Genomic DNA, 17,725 nt, shown 5'->3' on the forward strand with positions numbered 1-17,725 from the left:
ACGAGCCGATCCTGTGGACCGGTCAGCCGTTCTGCAACATCCTGAACGCCACGCCGGAGCTGTACGATCGCACTTTCGTGCTCAATGGTGTGTCCAAGGCCTACTCGATGACAGGCTGGCGCATCGGCTACGCCGCTGGCCCGGCAAAAATCATCGGCGCGATGAAGAAGATCCAGTCCCAAAGCACGTCCAACCCGGCCTCGATTTCCCAGGCGGCCGCAACGGCAGCGCTGGATGGCCCTCAGGACTGCGTGCAGGAAATGGTCACGGCGTTCAAGGAACGTCACGACTACCTGGTAGAAGCCCTGAATGCCCTACCCGGCGTTGAATGCCTGCACGGTGACGGGACCTTCTATGTATTCCCAAGCTTCCAGGCGGCCATTGACGCAGACTCGGGTGTCAGTAACGACGTAGAGTTTGCCGAGAAGCTGTTGAAGGAAGCCGGCGTGGCTCTGGTACCGGGCTCCGCTTTCGGTGCACCGGGCCATATGCGCCTGAGCTTCGCCACCAGCCTGGATACGCTGAAGCAGGCCATTGAGCGTTTGCAGAAAGCGCTGGGCTAAAAATCCTGGCAAGGGGTTGACGAGGCGTTGGGGTAACCTTAATATACGCGCCTCGTCACACGACGACGTTCCCCGATAGCTCAGTTGGTAGAGCAACGGACTGTTAATCCGTTTGTCGCTGGTTCGAGCCCAGCTCGGGGAGCCACTATTCCGAAAAGCCGCTAGTCCTCTGGATTAGCGGCTTTTTTCGTTTTGGTTCTTTGGGTTTAGGTTCGGCCCTAGCCTGTTGGTGTGGTGCACTCTAGCCGGCTAGTAGCGGTGCCACGGCGAGGTAGGACTTCCTTCCCGAAAAACGCTACAAGCACATCCGTGTGCGCTTGGGCTCCGCCATCCATGGCTCCGCACATTTTCGGGAAGGAAGCCCTACCCCGCCTGATTCAGCCTCTGGAGTTATCGAAACAGATTACGCTGCCCCAGTGCACCCTATGCTTACAACTCCAACATCGATAACCACAGCTATCAATAAAAATCGCCTAACAGCGATATCTGAAAGTTCAAACCGGTGCGGTGGTGGCTCCCTCCCAAAAATGTGCGGAGCCATGGATGGCGGAGCCCAAGCGTACATGGATGTACTAGAAGCGTTTTTTGGGAGGGAGCCACCACCGCACCGAAGCACCATACTATCAGGCTAGAACAGAATCAGACCAAGAACCAAAGTTAAAGGCCAACCACCTCAGAGTGAATAGCCTCCAACGCAGCCAGAGGATCAGCAGCCTGCGTAATCGGACGGCCGATGACCAGGTAGTCGGAACCGGCTTTGAGGGCATCTGTAGGCGTCATGATGCGTTGCTGGTCGCCCTTGTCGGCAGACAGCGGACGGATGCCCGGGGTGACCAGTTTGAAATCCTTGCCTTGCTCCGCTTTCAACGCCGGCGCTTCCTGTGCGGAGCAGACGACGCCGTCCAGGCCGCAGTTGCGGGTCAGAGTTGCCAGGCGGGATACCTGGGCTTCCGGGGAATCCGTGATACCGATACCGGCAAGATCCTCCGGCCCCATGCTGGTCAGCACAGTAACGGCAATCAGCAGTGGCCGATCCTTGCCGAAGCTTTCCAGGCGGTCGCGGCAGGCGGTCATCATCTTCTCGCCACCGGAAGCGTGCACGTTCACCATCCAGACACCCAGATCCGCCGCGGCCGCTACGGCTGAGGACGTTGTGTTCGGGATATCGTGAAACTTCAGATCCAGGAAAACGTCGAACCCGCGGCTCTGCAAGTCACGAACCAGAGCCGGCCCTGAACGGGTAAACAGCTCCTTGCCGACTTTAAGGCGACACTTCGCAGGGTCCAGTTGATCAACCAGAGCCAACGCGGGCTGATCGGAGGGGAAATCCAGGGCAACGATGATTCGGGGATTATCGGGGGTTTGCACGGTCAGTTTCCTGCAGAATGTCGTGTTTTCGGGTTACTCAGCTTCCACGCCCTGTATTGGGCGAACGGTTTCCCACTGCTTGCAGCTGGGGCACAGCCAATGCAATTGCTGACCGGAGAAACCGCAGTTTACACATCGGTATACCGGGCGGTTGGCAAGTATCAAGTGACCGATGCGGCTGACCAGGCGGCCTTCGTCCGTCGTCATGCCTTTCTCATAGCCCGCCAGTTCCACCAAGCGCAGCAGACCGCGGACGCTGGGGCGGACTTCCAGTTCCCGGCGCAGCAACTCGATTGCAGCCATACGGCCGGACGTGCGCTCTACGGCTTCAACCAGCGCCAGCAGCAAGCTCGTACTCGGCCAGGCTTCGTAGAACTTGCCAAGCTTTTTGACCAGACGCCCAACATCGCCGTGTTCGCGTTCAAGCTTCATCAGCCGGTCCACCGCTTCTGAGCCGAATTCAGGGTTCTGATCGAAGACTTTCAGGCTCTGGCTGGCCGCGTCCCGGTAACTGCCCTGACGAATGAGCAACTTCATCATGATAAACGTGGCCCGGACACAGGAACGATCGTACTCCAGCGCTTCCTTGGACAGCTTCTGAGCCATCCAGCGGTCGTCGTGCTTGAGGGCATCCTCAGCCTGCTCGCAGGTTATATAGGCCAGCATCTTGTACATGCGGGCATCGTGGTCGCCGGTCGTCAATGTACGGGCGACCTGCCCTGCCTTACCCCATTCCTTTTCCTGCTGGTACAGCTCGATCAATTGCAATGAAGACTTACGGCCGTACTCCCTGTCGCCCATCAGTTGATGAAGCAACGCTTCTGCCCTGTCCAGAAGGCCTGCGTTCAGGTAGTCAATGGCCAGCTCGTAGGTAACTTGTTGAGAATAACGCGGTGGCAGCTCCGGTCGGGCAAGGAGGTTCTGGTGAATCAGAATGGCCCGGTCGGTCTCGCCCTTGTGGCGGAAATGGGCGCCGATAGAGAGGTGCAGGCCCACCGTTTCCTTGTTCACAGCCAGAGACTGAACGAAGTTCTCAACCGCCTGATCGGAATAGTTGGTGAACAGAAATTGCAGACGATCCTTAACGGATTCCTCATCGGAGATCGGTGTTTTGGAGCGTTCCCTGGTGCTGCCCATTCGCCCCACAAACCAGCCAGCGGCCACCGCAACCGTTAACAGCAGCCATTGAAGCACTATATCCATTAAAGCGTCCGGTCGTTCTGGGCCCTGGATTTCTCCAATGCCTGCTCGGTACGAGCAAGTCGTTTTTCGAGGTTACGGCGGGAAACCGATGTGCGAACGGTTGCAAGCATGGTAATCAGAACTCCGATCAAAGCGCCGATCACAAAAGACAGGATAATCCAGACGGCAACACCGTGAGGCTGAGTCTCAAAGAGCAGGAAATTAAGGGAGACTGCCATCTGATTATTCAGGGAGAAAACAAGTGCTACCAGAACCAGAAACAATACCAGCAGAATGAGAAGGACCTTCTGAAATCCGGCCATAGTCGCAATGCTCCACACGGACCTGGTTGTTTACCTCAGGACCTGGTTAACGTCTTTCCCCAAGAGGGTAATCAGAAGCCTTTTTTAAGGCTATCGTTTACCTGCTCACGCAACTCCTTGCCTGGCTTGAAGTGCGGAACAAATTTGGCCGGTAATTGCACGGCTTCGCCGGTTTTCGGGTTACGCCCGGTTCTGGCTGCGCGATGGTGTAATGAAAAGCTACCAAAACCCCGGATCTCGATTCGCTGGCCATCCGCCAGTGATTGGGACATGTGTTCAATAATCGTTTTCACAGCCAGTTCCACATCCTTCACTGAAAGCTGCGTCTGCTTGGACGCAATCAGCTCTACCAGTTCAGACTTCGTCATTGGGCTCATCCCTCTTCACATTATTATCGGATAGCCGGTTACCAGCTCCTTGCCTCTAGTTTAGCCAAACCAGAAAAAAACACAAAAAAAACGGGCTCTTAGAGCCCGTTTTTTTCATACCAACCGGAAATGTTATTCCTTGTTGGCGTTTTGCTGCTGCATCTGCTCCTTGATGAGATCACCGATGGTGGTCGCACCAGAGGAAGATTCAGCCGCTTTGGCGCGAACACCTTCCAGCGCCTGCTTGTCGTCTTCAACGTCCTTGGACTTCACAGACAGGTTGATAACGCGGTTCTTGCGGTCGATGCTGATGATCTTCGCTTCAACTTCGTCGCCTTCGTTCAGCGCGTTGCGTGCGTCTTCAACACGGTCACGGCTGATTTCAGAGGCTTTCAGTACAGCTTCAACTTCGTCGTTCAGGGTGATGGTAGCGGCTTTTGCGTCAACCGCAGATACCGTGCCCTTCACGATGGAGCCCTTGTCGTTCAGCTGTACAAACTCGGCGAACGGATCGCTTTCCAGCTGCTTGATGCCCAGGGAGATGCGCTCACGCTCGGGATCAACAGACAGGATAACGGTTTCAACTTCGTCGCCCTTCTTGTATTCACGGACGGCTTCTTCGCCAGTCTCGTTCCAGCTGATATCTGACAGGTGAACCAGACCATCGATGCCGCCGTCCAGGCCGATGAAGATACCAAAGTCAGTGATTGACTTGATCTTGCCGGAGATACGGTCGCCTTTGTTGAACTTGCTGGAGAAATCTTCCCACGGGTTAGCAACACACTGCTTGATACCCAGGGAGATACGACGACGCTCTTCGTCGATGTCCAGAATCATCACACCCACTTCGTCGCCAACCTGAACGACTTTGGACGGATGGATGTTCTTGTTGGTCCAGTCCATTTCGGACACGTGAACCAGGCCTTCAACGCCTTCTTCCAGCTCAGCGAAGCAGCCGTAGTCGGTCAGGTTGGTTACACGTGCAGTAACCTTAGTACCTTCCGGATAACGACCCTTGATATCGACCCAGGGATCTTCGCCCAGCTGCTTCAGACCCAGTGATACGCGGTTGCGCTCACGGTCAAACTTCAGAACCTTGACGTTGATCTCGTCACCGACATTGACGATTTCGCTCGGATGCTTGATGCGCTTCCAGGCCATATCGGTAATGTGCAGCAGGCCGTCAACACCGCCCAGATCTACGAACGCGCCGTAGTCGGTCAGGTTCTTGACGATACCCTTGATTTCCAGACCTTCGGTCAGGGTTTCGAGCAGAGCTTCACGCTCAGCACTGTTTTCAGCTTCCAGAACGGCGCGGCGGGAAACAACCACGTTATTACGCTTCTGGTCGAGCTTGATAACCTTGAATTCGAGCTCTTTGTTCTCCAGGTGCGCGGTATCGCGAACCGGGCGAACATCTACCAGCGAACCAGGCAGGAAGGCACGGATGCCGGCCAGATCGACGGTGAAACCACCCTTGACCTTGCCATTGATAACACCCTTAACCACTTCCTCAGCTTCGAAGGACTTCTCAAGTACCTTCCAGGCTTCTGCGCGCTTGGCTTTCTCACGGGACAGACGGGTTTCACCGAAGCCGTCTTCCACAGCGTCGAGAGCTACGTCAACAACGTCGCCGATAGCAACTTCCAACTCGCCTTTTTCATTGAGGAACTGGGAGGCGGGGATAACACCTTCGGACTTCAGTCCGGCGTTAACGGTGACCCAGTCGTTATCGACGTCTACAACGGTTCCCTGGACGATGGAACCTGGTTGCATGTCAATTTCTTTTAGGCTTTCTTCAAAAAGATCCGCAAAGCTCTCGCTCATTATGTGTCCTATGTGATCAACGCAAGTTTACTCCGTGCTACCAGCAACACGGTCTGTTAGTTTCAATCCGGATCCAGCCAGTGGCTGGCCGATAACGCCGAATCCGGAATTTCAACAACAAAAAGGTGTAGTCAGGCCTGACCTGCTGCGGCCATAACCCTGACTAGCACCTCTTCTATACTCAACCCCGTCGAATCAATGACTTGCGCATCGTCTGCAGGCTTGAGCGGGGCGGCGGCGCGGTTCATATCCCGCTCATCGCGCACCCGTATCTCCTTTAAAAGGGCGTCAATATTAACATCGACCCCTGCGTCCTTCAACTGGCTGTAGCGTCTTTGCGCACGCTCTTCGGCACTGGCTGTCAGGAAGATCTTCACTGGCGCGTCCGGGAACACCACCGTTCCCATGTCACGACCGTCCGCGACCAACCCGGGAGGCTTCTGGAAATCGCGCTGGCGCTGCAGCAGCGCGTCGCGCACAGGCTGCATTACAGCCACCTTCGAGGCATTGTCGCCACAGGTTTCTGTACGTATATCTGCGGTGACGTCAACACCGGCCATCAGTACCTTTGCCGGCTCACCTGGTGGGGTTGGCTCAAACGCCACATCGAGGCTGGCGGCGACGTTTACCAGAGACGGCTCATCATCCAGGGACACGCCCTGCCGCTCCGCAGCCAGTGCCGTGAGGCGATAAAGCGCGCCACTGTCCAACAGGTGCCACCCCAACCGGCGGGCGAGCATCTGAGTAATGGTGCCTTTACCGGAACCGCCAGGGCCGTCCACGGTAATAACCGGTGCCTTGCTTTCAGCCATTACTCAGCCCCTTCGGCGGCGATATTGATGCCAGTCTGCTTTGCCAACTCCACAAAGCCCGGGAATGAGGTGGACACGTTGGCGCAATCGGTCACCTTGATATCCCCTTCAGCCCGCAGGGAGGCGACGGAGAACGCCATAGCAATGCGGTGATCCCCGTGGCTATTCACGGTTCCAGCGGTCATCGTCTGGCCACCATCAATGACAATACCGTCTGGAGTCACGGTGGTTTCCACTCCAAGCGCGGTCAGGCCGTCTGCCATCACCTGGATGCGATCACTTTCCTTGACGCGAAGCTCTTCAGCGCCGCGCAAAACCGTTCTGCCCTCAGCGCAGACTGCGGCAATAAACAGCACGGGGAATTCGTCGATTGCCAACGGAACCTGATCCTCAGGGATATCGATACCCTTGAGTTCGGCGGAACGAACGCGAAGATCAGCGACCGGCTCCCCGCCAATCACACGCTCTTCGAGGACTTCTATATTAGCCCCCATCATGCGCAGGATGTTGATCACGCCGACTCTCGTCGGGTTCATGCCAACGTGGCGGATGGTCAAGTCGGAATCCGGGGCGATACTCGCCGCAACGAGGAAAAACGCTGACGAAGAGATATCCGCCGGCACGTCTATGGCGGTGGCGGCCAAGCGACCGCCACCGGTCACGCTGGCCGTCGCGGTATCGCGATGCACGTGATAGCCAAAGCCTTCCAACATGCGCTCAGTATGATCCCGGGTAGGAGCTGGCTCGGTAACGGAGGTTACGCCCTCGGCATAGAGACCGGCGAGTAACAGGCAGGATTTAACCTGAGCACTGGCCACCGGCATCTCATAATGAATGCCGGTTAGCGCGTGCCCACCCCGGATTTTCAAAGGCGGCCGCCCGCCCTCGGCAGTGTCAATCACCGCACCCATTGCTCGCAGCGGATCTGCCACACGCCCCATGGGACGCTTGGAGAGGCTTTCGTCGCCGGTGAGCTCGGAGTCAAACGGCTGCGCCGCCAGCAAGCCCGAGAACAGGCGCATGGCAGTACCGGAATTGCCCAGGTACAAAGGGCCGCGCGGCGCCTGGAGACCATTGATACCGACGCCGTGAATGCGGACAAACCCCGCGTCCGGCCCTTCTATGGTCACCCCCATGTCGCGGAACGCCTGCAAGGTTGCCAGGCTGTCCTCGCCTTCAAGGAAGCCTTTCACTTCCGTGATACCGTCGGCAAGAGCACCCAGCATGATGGATCGGTGGGAAATGGATTTGTCGCCCGGCACGCGTATCTCGCCGGAAATCCGGCCGCCGGGTTGAAGACGGAACGTTACCTGTTTCTGACTGTTGTTTGTCACGTAAGCCTGTCCTGAAAGCATCTTGGAAAAATGTTCCCGCGCCGCCTTGGCGCGACTGAAAACCCGCAACAGAGTTGCACTGTCCTGATCGGCGATGGCGGTACGGAGCTGATCCAGATCGTGGGTAAAATGATCAATGACCCGCAACACCGCATCCCGGTTGGAAAGAAAGATATCGTGCCACATCACCGGGTCGCTGGCTGCAATTCGGGTGAAGTCCCGGAAACCGCCCGCTGCGTAGCGGAAAATATCCAGATTTTCGTCCTCGCCTGCCAGGGTATCCACCAGTGAGAAAGCAATAAGATGAGGAAGATGACTGGTGGCTGCCAGCACCTCGTCGTGATAGGCCACAGACATGGTCAGAACCGTCGCACCACAGCCTTCCCACAATGCCCTGAGCTTCTCCAGGTCGGGCTGACCAACGTTCTCCGCCGGCGTGAGTATAACCTTGTGATTGGCAAACAACTCAGGGTTGGCCGCGCGGATGCCGCTTTTTTCAGAACCGGCGATGGGGTGGCCGGGTATCATTTTCGCGGGCAGGTCGCCAAACACCTCTCGCACATCGTTGACGAAACTCGACTTGGTGCTGCCGACGTCCGTCAACACGGCGTTTTCGCCAAGATGGGGCCTGATTTCCGCCAGCACTGCCCGCGTTGCCTTAACCGGTACCGCCAGCACCACAAGGTCGCTGCCGGCCACAGCCTCAGCAACCGACCCGGCAGCTTCATCAATAACGCCTAATTCCGTGCCAAGCGCCAATTCGTCCGCGCGCTTGTCAGCGCCCACAACGGTAACCGCGAGGCCATTGTCGCGGATCGCTTTGGCCAGAGAACCACCAATCAGCCCAAGACCAATAACAGCAACACGCTGGAACAGTGGCTGAATCTCGGACACGTTACTCTCCCCGTCCGCTGGACGTATCCAGTGCACGGGCCAAAGCTTCGATAAACCGTGCATTTTCTTCGGGCAAGCCAATCGACACCCGCAGATGCCTGGGTAGGCCGTAGCCGCCAATCGGCCTGACAATCACACCCTGCTCCAGTAGCGACTGATTGATGTCAGCCGCCTGATCGCCCACATCCACAGCAATAAAGTTGCCGGCAGACGGAATGTATTCCAGCCCCATTTCGTTAAAAGCGGACTCGAGCTGTTTCATCCCGGCTGCATTCACTTCACAGGAGCGCCGCAGATAGTCTTCATCGCTCAACACAGCCGTCGCCGCTACCAGAGCCAGAAAATCTACATTAAAAGGCTGACGTACACGATTGAGAACATTGGCAATGTCCGGCGAGCTAACACTGTAGCCAGCTCGCAGCGATGCCAACCCCCAAGCCTTGGAGAATGTCCTGGTAACGATCAGGTTCGGATAGCGCTTGAGCAACGACAGGCCATCCACATAGCCCTCCCCCTGAAGGTATTCACAGTAGGCCTCATCCAGAACCACCAGAACCCTGGGGGGAATACGGGCCAGAAACGACTCGATCGCCTCAGCGCCATGAACCGTGCCCGTGGGGTTGTTGGGGTTGGCCACAAACACCAGCGCGGTGCGATCTGTTATCGCCTCCACCATGGCGTTGAGGTCATGGCCATAGTCCCTGGCGGGCACCGACACACCTTTGGCGCCGATCGCCTGGGTAACAAGCGGGTATACCGCAAAAGCATATTGGGAAAACACGACTTCCGAAGAGGCATCTGCAAAGCACCGTGTGATCACCTCCAGGACATCGTTGGAACCGTTGCCAAGGGTAATCTGAGCGGGCGCCACGCCGTATCGGGCCGACAATGCCTGCTTGAGATCAAACCCATTGCCATCGGGATAGCGACAGAGCTCGTCCAGGGCTCCCTTCACCGCCGCCAGCGCCTTTGGGCTGGGCCCAAGAGGGTTTTCGTTGCTGGCCAGCTTGATGATGTTGTCGGGCTTCAGGCCCAACTCCCTGGCCAGCTCATCAATGGGCTTGCCCGGCTGGTAGGGGGATAGCGCCTGCACGCCTTTGACCGCCAGACTTTGGTAATCAATCGACATTTCGACCTTCCTCAGTCATTTGCGTTTCTGTCACAGGACCCCAATAGGATAGGACCCCAGGCGCTTCAACTCGACCGCCTCTTCATCGATCTCTGACAGCACCTTGCTGACCTGCGTATCTTCCACATGGCCCTCAAAATCGATGTAGAACACGTAGGCCCAGGTACCGCTGGGCGATGGGCGGGTTTCGATACGGGTCAGGCTCAGACCATGTTTGTGGAACGGCTCAAGCAATTGATACAACGCGCCAGGCTTGTTGCGCATGGACACCAGAATGGACGACTTATCGTTACCACTGGCCGGCACTTCCTCACGGCCGATGATCAGGAAACGGGTGGTGTTGTCCGGACGGTCTTCGATACTGGTCGCCAGCATTTCCAGGCCGTAAAGTTCCGCTGCCATGTCTCCTGCGATCGCGGCCGTGCCCGGCTCTTCCGCTGCCCGCCTCGCGGCTTCGGCATTACTACTGACCGTGACCCGCTCGATACCGTAACGATGGGTATCCAGCCACTGCCGGCACTGGGCGAACGACTGCTGATGGGAATAAATGCGGACAATGTCCTGCCCCTGGTGCTTTGGCGACACCATCAGGTGGTGATGTATCCGCAACTGCACTTCGCCGCAGATCTTCAGCGGAGAGGACATGAACATATCAAGGGTATGGTTGATCATGCCTTCCGTGGAATTTTCCACCGGGACCACACCATAGTGGGCCGCGCCGGATTCCACTTCACGGAACACTGCATCGATGGCGGGCAAAGGCACGCTGACCACGGAGTGCCCAAAATGCTTGAGCGCCGCCGCCTGGGTAAAGGTGCCAATCGGCCCGAGGAAAGCGATGTGCATCGGCTTTTCCAGTGCCAGGCACGCGGACATGATCTCCCGGAACAGTCGGGCCATCTCCTCGCCGGACAGCGGGCCGGGATTGCTCTCCTTTATACGCCTCAAAACCTGGGCTTCACGTTCCGGACGGTAGAAGAATACATCCTCACCCGGGTTGGCTTCCATCTTCACGCGAGCCACTTCCTGGGCGCATTCCGCGCGCTTGCTGATCAGGTCCATGATTTCCTGATCCAGGCGATCAATATCGACCCTCAACTGCCCGAGACGGGCCTGCTCATCACTCATCATCAGCCCCGCTCCTTCGCAAACACGGTCATGTAGTCAATCAACGCATCGACACCGGCTTCTGGCATGGCGTTGTAGACGCTGGCCCGCATGCCACCCACGGAGCGATGGCCCTTGAGGTTCAGCAACCCTCTCTCATTCGCACCTTTCAGGAAAGCACTGTTGAGCGCGTCATCTGCAAGGGTGAACGGTATATTCATCCAGGATCGGAAGCGCGGGGATATCGGGTTGGCGTAGAAGTCGTTCTCATCAATAAAACCATACAGTTTTCTGGCTTTACGACGATTGACCTCACCCATAGCCGTAACACCGCCCTGCTCTTTCAGCCATTTGAATACCAGGCCTGCGAGGTACCAGGAGTATGTCGCCGGCGTGTTGTACATGGAGTCATTATCCGCAATGACCTGATAGTTCATCATCGTCGGCGTGATCTTGAGCGCCTTGCCCAACAGATCCTTGCGAATGATCACGACCACCAGGCCGGATGGACCGATGTTCTTCTGGGCCCCGGCGTAGATCAGGCCGAATTTCGAGACGTCCAGCGGGCGTGACAGCATGGTGGACGACATATCCGCCACCAACGGCACGGAACCGCTCTCCGGCACGAAGTCGAACTCCAATCCGCCGATGGTTTCATTGGGCGTGTAATGCAGGTAAGCCGCATCGGCGCTCGTCGCCCAGCTATCCTGATCGGGAATGCTGGCAAAGCCACTCGATTCGCTGCTTGCCACGACATTAACCTGACCATAACGGCTGGCCTCGGCGATGGCTTTCTTCGACCAGATACCCGTGTTCACGTAGTCCGCAGACGTCTTGTCGCCCAACAGGTTCAGTGGAATGGTCGAGAACTGGCTGGACGCACCACCCTGCATGAAGAGTACGGCGTAATCATCTGAAACGCCGGCCAATTCCCGAAGGTCTTTCTCGGCAGTTTCGGCGATTTCCACAAACTCGTCACTGCGATGGCTCATCTCCATCACGGACATGCCGGTGCCGCGCCAATCCAGCATCTCTTCCCGTGCCTGTCGCAAAACAGGCTCCGGCAAGGTTGCCGGGCCTGCACAAAAATTATACGCCCTGCTCATCACTTCCTTCCTCACCGTCGACCTCTTCGGCATCGGTTTCGGCAATACGCTCAACACCCACGAGGCGTTCGTCTTCCTGGCTCAGTTTGATCAGGCGAACACCCTGGGTGTTCCGGCTCAGAACCGATACTTCGTCGGTGCGGGTACGCACAAGCGTGCCTTTGTCCGAGATCAGCATCATTTCGTCGCCTTCAAACAGCTGCAACGCCGTGACCAGGTTGCCGTTACGCTCGGAACACTGCATGGCAATAACGCCCTGGCTGCCCCGGCTGTAGGTCGGGAACTCGTCGAAGGTGGTACGCTTACCGTAGCCGTTCTCACTGGCCGTCAGCAGAACCGCGTTTTCCTGCGGGATGATCAGTGACACAACATGATGTCCTTCCGGCATTCTGATGCCACGCACACCACGAGCCGTACGACTCATCGGACGTACCGCTTCCTCGTTGAAGCGAACGGCCTTGCCCGCCGAGGAGAACAGCATGACTTCCGCATCCCCCTTGGTGATGGCCGTACCAATCAGGGTGTCACCCTCGTCAAGCGACAGAGCGATCAGACCGTTGCTGCGCGGACGGGAGAAATTCGGCAACGGCGTTTTCTTGACCACACCCGCCGAGGTGGCCATCAGCACGTACTGGTCTTCCGGATAGTCACGAACCGGCAGGAAGGTGGTAATACGCTCCCCTTCTTCCAGCGGCAGGATGTTGACCATCGGACGACCGCGGGACGCGCGGCTGGCCCGGGGAATCTCGAACACCCGCAACCAGTACACCTTGCCCCGGTTGGAGAAGCACAGAATGGTGTCGTGGGAGTTCGCGACCAGCAGTTTCTCGACGAAATCTTCGTCTTTCATGGACGTAGCGGCCTTGCCACGACCACCACGGCGCTGGGCCTGATAGTCTTCGACGGCCTGAGTCTTGGCATAACCACCGTGGGAGATGGTGACCACCAGATCTTCCTCGTCGATCAGATCGGCGATGGTCAGGTCACGCTTGGAGCTGGTGATTTCGGTCAGACGGGTATCGCCAAACTCGGTCACCACCGCTTCCAGTTCTTCACGGATAACCTGCATCAGGCGGTCCGGATCGCCCAGAATTTCCAGCAGGTCCGCAATTTTCTCGAGAATGTCCTTGTACTCATTCTGGAGCTTTTCGGTCTCAAGACCGGTCAGGCGGTGCAGTCGCAGGTCAAGGATCGCCTGAGCCTGTTCTGGCGACAGGTGATAAAGACCATTACGCAGGCCAAAGATCTCCGGCAGATCATCGGGGCGACATGCGTCTTCGCCCGCCCGCTCAAGCATCGCCAGAACGTCACCCGGTGCCCAGCCCTGAGCCATCAGCTTCTCTTTCGCCTCGGCCGCAGCCGGAGACGCCTTGATCAGCGCGATGATTTCATCGATGTTCGCCAGAGCAACCGTGAGGCCTTCCAGGATATGGCCACGTTCGCGGGCTTTACGCAGTTCGTAAATGGTACGGCGGGTAACCACTTCGCGGCGATGCCGGACAAATGCGTCCAGCATTTCCTTGAGATTGAGGATTTTCGGCTCGCCGTTGATCAGGGCGACCATGTTGATGCCGAAAACCGTCTGCAACTGAGTGTGGGCAAAGAGGTTATTAATGACCACGTCCGGGTTTTCACCGCGACGCAGCTCAATCACTACCCGGATACCTTCCTTGTTGGACTCGTCCCGCAGCTCGGAGATGCCTTCCAGTCGCTTCTCTTTTACCAGCTCTGCAATTTTCTCGATCAGCCGCGCTTTGTTCAGCTGGTACGGCAGCTCGGTAATAATGATGGCGTCGCGGTTGGTTTTCTTGTCGTGCTCGATTTCATGGCGGGCACGGATGTAGATGCGCCCACGGCCGGTGCGGTAGGCCTCAACAATGCCGGCGCGACCATTAATGATGCCCTGGGTGGGAAAGTCCGGCCCCGGAATATGCTCCATCAGGTCGTCGATGGTCATATCCGGATTATCAATCAATGCCAGGCAGCCGTTCACAATTTCCGTCAGGTTATGGGGCGGAATATTGGTGGCCATACCCACGGCAATGCCTGAGGAACCGTTTACCAGCAGGTTGGGAATCCGAGTGGGCAGTACGTCCGGAATCTGTTCGGTGCCATCATAGTTGGCCACGAAATCCACGGTTTCCTTGTCCAGATCCGCCAGCAGGGAGTGGGCAATTTTCTCCATGCGGATCTCGGTGTAACGCATGGCAGCCGCGTTGTCGCCGTCGATGGAACCAAAGTTACCCTGACCATCCACCAGCGGGTAGCGCAGGGAAAACGGCTGGGCCATACGAACAATGGTGTCGTAAACGGCCGAGTCACCATGGGGGTGATACTTACCGATGACGTCACCCACCACACGGGCGGATTTCTTGTAGGCCTTGTTCCAGTCGTTGTTGAGTTCGGACATGGCAAACAGTACGCGGCGATGCACCGGCTTGAGGCCGTCACGCACGTCTGGAAGTGCCCGCCCCACGATGACGCTCATGGCGTAATCGAGATAGGACTGTTTGAGCTCGTCTTCAATATTTACCGGCAGGATCTCTTTGGCTAACTCACCCATCGAGAAAGGTTCCTTTGCATTTGCTGGAAGTCGTTTCAGGGCCGTTCAGAGCGCCCCATAGTTATTCTTTAACAAGCGGCCAATACTACCACATTCAACCCCTTAGCGGGGGATATGGCGGTGGCCGTCAGTCAAAAACCACAGTCTTGTTTTCGTAGGTAATCACACGGTCTTCAATGTGTGCCCGCAAGCCCCGTGACAGCACGTTTTTCTCCACATCCTTGCCCAGCCGAACCATGTCTTCAATGGAGTCGCTGTGGCTGATGCGGACCACGTCCTGCTCGATGATGGGGCCTTCGTCCAGATCCTGGGTCACGTAGTGGCAGGTGGCGCCAATCAGCTTCACACCCCGGCTGTAGGCCTGGTGGTATGGGCGGGCACCCGCAAACGACGGCAGGAAGCTGTGATGAATGTTGATCACCTTGCCCGGGTACTTCTCGCACAGACTACCGGGCAGGATCTGCATATACCGGGCCAAAACAACCACATCGGCTTCATAGCCTTCTATCAGGCCATCCACTTCACCGAAAGTCTCGTCGCGGTTGTTCTGGTTCACCGGAATATGGTGATAGGGTATCTCATGCCACTCCACCATGCGCCGGAGGTCTTCATGATTGGAAATAACCGCCACGATTTCGGCATTGATCTCGCGGCTGTGCCAGCGATGGAGCAGATCCGCCACGCAATGGGATTCCTTGCTGCACATCAGGATCACTTTCTTGGGCTGGGCCGAATCAGCAATGTGCCAGTTCATATTGAACTCGCGGGCAATCGGCTCAAAGGCCGTGCGGAACTGGTCCAGGCCGAAAGGGATCGAGTTGGCCTTGATCTCATGCCGCATGAAGAACCACCCGGTCTGGGTGTCGGAGTGGTGGCTCGCCTCTGTAATCCAGCCATTGTAGGTCGACAGAAAGTTACTGACCTTGGCAACAATCCCCACCCGATCCGGGCAGGAAATCACAAGACGATAGGTATGCTCCATGGAAGCCTTTCCTTAATCTGATCCGGGATCACGGGCGCGCAATTTCACACCCTTAAAAATGACCGGCTATGATAGCTTATCTGAGCACCAGAAACGAGGCACAGAAACATGGATAGACACCCCCTACAGGTACGTACCCGAAAAGCCGTCGCGAGCCGCTCACTGGCCGCGAGAATGATGATCGCCCTGGCGCTGCTGCTACCTCTAAAGCCGGTGACCGCAGAGGCCATTCTGGAAGGAGAGCGCCACCACCCGGTACAGGCCAGGAACGGCATGGTAGCCACCAGCCACACCCTGGCAACGGAAGTCGCATTGAACGTGCTGAAGAATGGCGGCAATGCGATGGATGCCGCCGTTACGGCGGGATTCGCCCTGGCGGTCACCCAGCCTCGCTCGGGCAACATCGGCGGCGGCGGGTTTATGCTCTACGCTCCGGGCAACGGCGAAGCGGTTGAGGCCATCGACTATCGGGAGAAAGCACCGGCCGCTGCCACCGAAACCATGTTCCAGGACGACAATGGCAACGTGGTCGAGAATCGCAGCCGTTTCACCCACAAGGCGTCCGGCGTGCCCGGCACCGTCGCCGGCCTGGCGATGGCCCTTGAACGCCACGGCACGATGTCGCTGGAACAGGCCCTGGCCCCGGCGATCAAACTGGCGCGGGAAGGCTTTATTGTACCCGCACGCTTCACCGAGGGCCTGGAACAGGCGCGGGAACGACTGCAGCGCTGGCCGGCAACTCTCGCAACCTTCTATAAAGAGGACGGTTCTCCGTGGCAACCAGGCGAGCGATTTCGGCAACCGGAGCTTGCCGACACCCTTCAGCGTATTGCCGATCAAGGCGTCGATGGCTTCTATCAGGGCAAGACCGCGCAACTCATCGTCCAGGAAATGGAACGTCACGACGGCCTGATCACCCTTCAGGACCTGAAGAACTACCGCCCCAGAATCCGCCAGCCGGTTCATGGCACCTACCGCGGACATGATATCTATTCCATGTCACCGCCCTCCTCTGGTGGCACTCACATTGTGCAGATTCTGAACATTCTTGAAGGCTACCCGCTGGCCGAGTTCGGTCATAACTCCGCCGCCGGTATTCACCACATGGCCGAAGCCATGAAGCTTGCCTACGCTGACCGCGCGGAATACCTTGGAGATACCGACTTCGTGGAGGTGCCACTAAAGGGCCTGACCAGCAAGGCCTATGCCGAAGCGTTGCGTAAAACCATTGATCCGGCCAAAGCCCGGCCGTCGACCGAGATCAGTGCCGGCAACCCCGGGGCCTATGAAAGCCCGGAAACCACCCACTTCTCCGTTGTCGACCGCTGGGGCAACGCGGTTTCCAACACTTACACCATTAATTTCAGCTACGGGTCCGGTATCACCGTTGACGGGGCGGGGTTCCTTTTGAACAACGAAATGGACGACTTCAGTGCCAAACCCGGCGAACCCAACGCCTATGGACTGATCGGTGGCGAAGCCAATAAGGTGGAACCCGGCAAGCGCATGCTGAGCTCCATGTCGCCGACCATTGTCAGGCGCGATGGTCGCAACTATCTGGTTACGGGAAGCCCCGGCGGGTCCCGAATTATCACGACAACCTTGCAGGTGCTGCTGAATGTGATTGATCATGGCATGAACATTCAGTCTGCGGTGAGTGCCCCGAGGATTCACCACCAATGGTTGCCAGACGAGATCCGCATTGAACAGGGCATCAGCCCGGATACCGTGAGGCTGCTGGAGGAAAAGGGGCACAAGGTGGTGACAAAAAGTGCCATGGGCGCCATCCAGAGCATACTGATCGATACTGAAGGAACCCTCTACGGCGGTGCAGACCCGCGCCGCAGCACATCTTCAGCCATGGGCTATTGAGGGGCACACAGCCCCGGGAGGCATTATGTTTTTATCCGTTCAACTGAGCTGCTACCCACTCACCGATGACTACAAGCCGCCCATTCGTGCCGTTATCGAGCGGCTTGAAAAAACAGGGCTGGAGATCTTTCCGGGCCGCATGAGCACCGAAATGTTCGGTGAGTACGACGAGGTAATGCGCGTTCTCTCAGACACCATGAAATGGTCGTTCGAGGAGTACGGTAAAGCGGTGTTTGTGGCCAAGATCATGGAAGGTGATCGCCGGCCACGCTAGGGCGCTTTTGAGCCAGGCCCA

15 protein-coding genes and 1 tRNA gene are annotated in these 17,725 nt (G+C 57.3%); 4 read left to right on the forward strand and 12 right to left on the reverse strand.

The genetic code is table 11. The annotated features are described in order from the left end of the window. Positions 1–563: aminotransferase class I/II-fold pyridoxal phosphate-dependent enzyme (locus AXW11_RS16095; RefSeq protein ID WP_286792476.1), on the forward strand; the 563-nt coding region annotated here is incomplete at its 5' end. 69 nt (positions 564–632) lie between these two features. Beyond that, positions 633–708: transfer RNA gene (locus AXW11_RS16100), tRNA-Asn, on the forward strand. A 512-nt stretch (positions 709–1,220) separates the two neighbouring features. On the opposite strand, the gene pyrF is transcribed toward AXW11_RS16100, so the two are convergent. From pyrF to purU, 12 genes are all read right to left on the reverse strand, one after another. Then, on the reverse strand, positions 1,221–1,931 hold the full coding sequence (gene pyrF, locus AXW11_RS16105) for an orotidine-5'-phosphate decarboxylase (protein ID WP_091641952.1): 711 nt from the start codon (positions 1,929–1,931) through the stop codon (positions 1,221–1,223). Between the two features lie 33 nt (positions 1,932–1,964). Next, positions 1,965–3,134 (reverse strand): lipopolysaccharide assembly protein LapB, encoded by a 1,170-nt coding sequence (gene lapB / locus AXW11_RS16110; protein WP_036208447.1) that lies wholly within the window; start codon positions 3,132–3,134, stop codon positions 1,965–1,967. Then, on the reverse strand, positions 3,134–3,436 hold the full coding sequence (locus AXW11_RS16115; RefSeq protein WP_007154690.1) for a LapA family protein: 303 nt from the start codon (positions 3,434–3,436) through the stop codon (positions 3,134–3,136). Before AXW11_RS16115 ends, lapB begins: the two co-directional genes overlap by 1 nt. A 71-nt stretch (positions 3,437–3,507) precedes the next feature. After that, positions 3,508–3,804, reverse strand: coding sequence for an integration host factor subunit beta (locus AXW11_RS16120; RefSeq protein WP_007154691.1), 297 nt, complete (start codon positions 3,802–3,804; stop codon positions 3,508–3,510). A 132-nt stretch (positions 3,805–3,936) separates the two neighbouring features. Next, positions 3,937–5,631, reverse strand: a complete 1,695-nt coding sequence (gene rpsA / locus AXW11_RS16125) for a 30S ribosomal protein S1 (RefSeq protein WP_007154692.1) — start codon at positions 5,629–5,631, stop codon at positions 3,937–3,939. Between the two features lie 131 nt (positions 5,632–5,762). After that, the gene (gene cmk, locus AXW11_RS16130; RefSeq protein WP_036208449.1) at positions 5,763–6,443 is read right to left on the reverse strand and encodes a (d)CMP kinase; all 681 of its coding nucleotides are present in this window, start codon (positions 6,441–6,443) and stop codon (positions 5,763–5,765) included. Further along, entirely contained in the window at positions 6,443–8,671 is a 2,229-nt protein-coding gene (locus AXW11_RS16135; RefSeq protein WP_091641949.1) for a bifunctional prephenate dehydrogenase/3-phosphoshikimate 1-carboxyvinyltransferase, read from the reverse strand. The genes cmk and AXW11_RS16135 overlap by 1 nt, the downstream gene beginning before the upstream one ends. A 1-nt stretch (position 8,672) precedes the next feature. Continuing rightward, complete coding sequence (hisC, locus tag AXW11_RS16140) at positions 8,673–9,800, reverse strand: histidinol-phosphate transaminase (RefSeq protein ID WP_091641945.1); 1,128 nt, start codon at positions 9,798–9,800, stop codon at positions 8,673–8,675. 30 nt (positions 9,801–9,830) lie between these two features. Beyond that, on the reverse strand, positions 9,831–10,928 hold the full coding sequence (gene pheA, locus AXW11_RS16145) for a prephenate dehydratase (protein WP_036208454.1): 1,098 nt from the start codon (positions 10,926–10,928) through the stop codon (positions 9,831–9,833). Positions 10,929–10,930: 2 nt separating this feature from the next. Continuing rightward, a complete protein-coding gene (serC, locus tag AXW11_RS16150; protein WP_091641943.1) occupies positions 10,931–12,013 on the reverse strand; it encodes a 3-phosphoserine/phosphohydroxythreonine transaminase in 1,083 nt (360 codons plus the stop codon). Next, positions 11,997–14,576 carry a DNA gyrase subunit A gene (gyrA, locus tag AXW11_RS16155; RefSeq protein WP_036208563.1) on the reverse strand — a complete coding sequence of 860 codons (2,580 nt, stop codon included), beginning with the start codon at positions 14,574–14,576 and terminating at the stop codon, positions 11,997–11,999. Before gyrA ends, serC begins: the two co-directional genes overlap by 17 nt. A gap of 127 nt (positions 14,577–14,703) precedes the next feature. Continuing rightward, positions 14,704–15,558: a formyltetrahydrofolate deformylase gene (purU, locus tag AXW11_RS16160; RefSeq protein ID WP_091641939.1), complete on the reverse strand. Its 855-nt coding sequence runs from the start codon at positions 15,556–15,558 to the stop codon at positions 14,704–14,706. 174 nt (positions 15,559–15,732) lie between these two features. Here purU and ggt point away from each other — a divergent pair, with 174 nt between their 5' ends. After that, complete coding sequence (gene ggt / locus AXW11_RS16165; protein ID WP_177190608.1) at positions 15,733–17,430, forward strand: gamma-glutamyltransferase; 1,698 nt, start codon at positions 15,733–15,735, stop codon at positions 17,428–17,430. A gap of 25 nt (positions 17,431–17,455) precedes the next feature. Continuing rightward, a complete protein-coding gene (locus tag AXW11_RS16170) occupies positions 17,456–17,704 on the forward strand; it encodes a thiamine-binding protein (protein WP_036206861.1) in 249 nt (82 codons plus the stop codon). The last annotated feature ends 21 nt before the right edge of the window (positions 17,705–17,725 follow it).

Origin of the sequence: Marinobacter sp. Hex_13, from assembly GCF_001566815.1 — a bacterium.
Classification (GTDB): domain Bacteria; phylum Pseudomonadota; class Gammaproteobacteria; order Pseudomonadales; family Oleiphilaceae; genus Marinobacter; species Marinobacter salarius.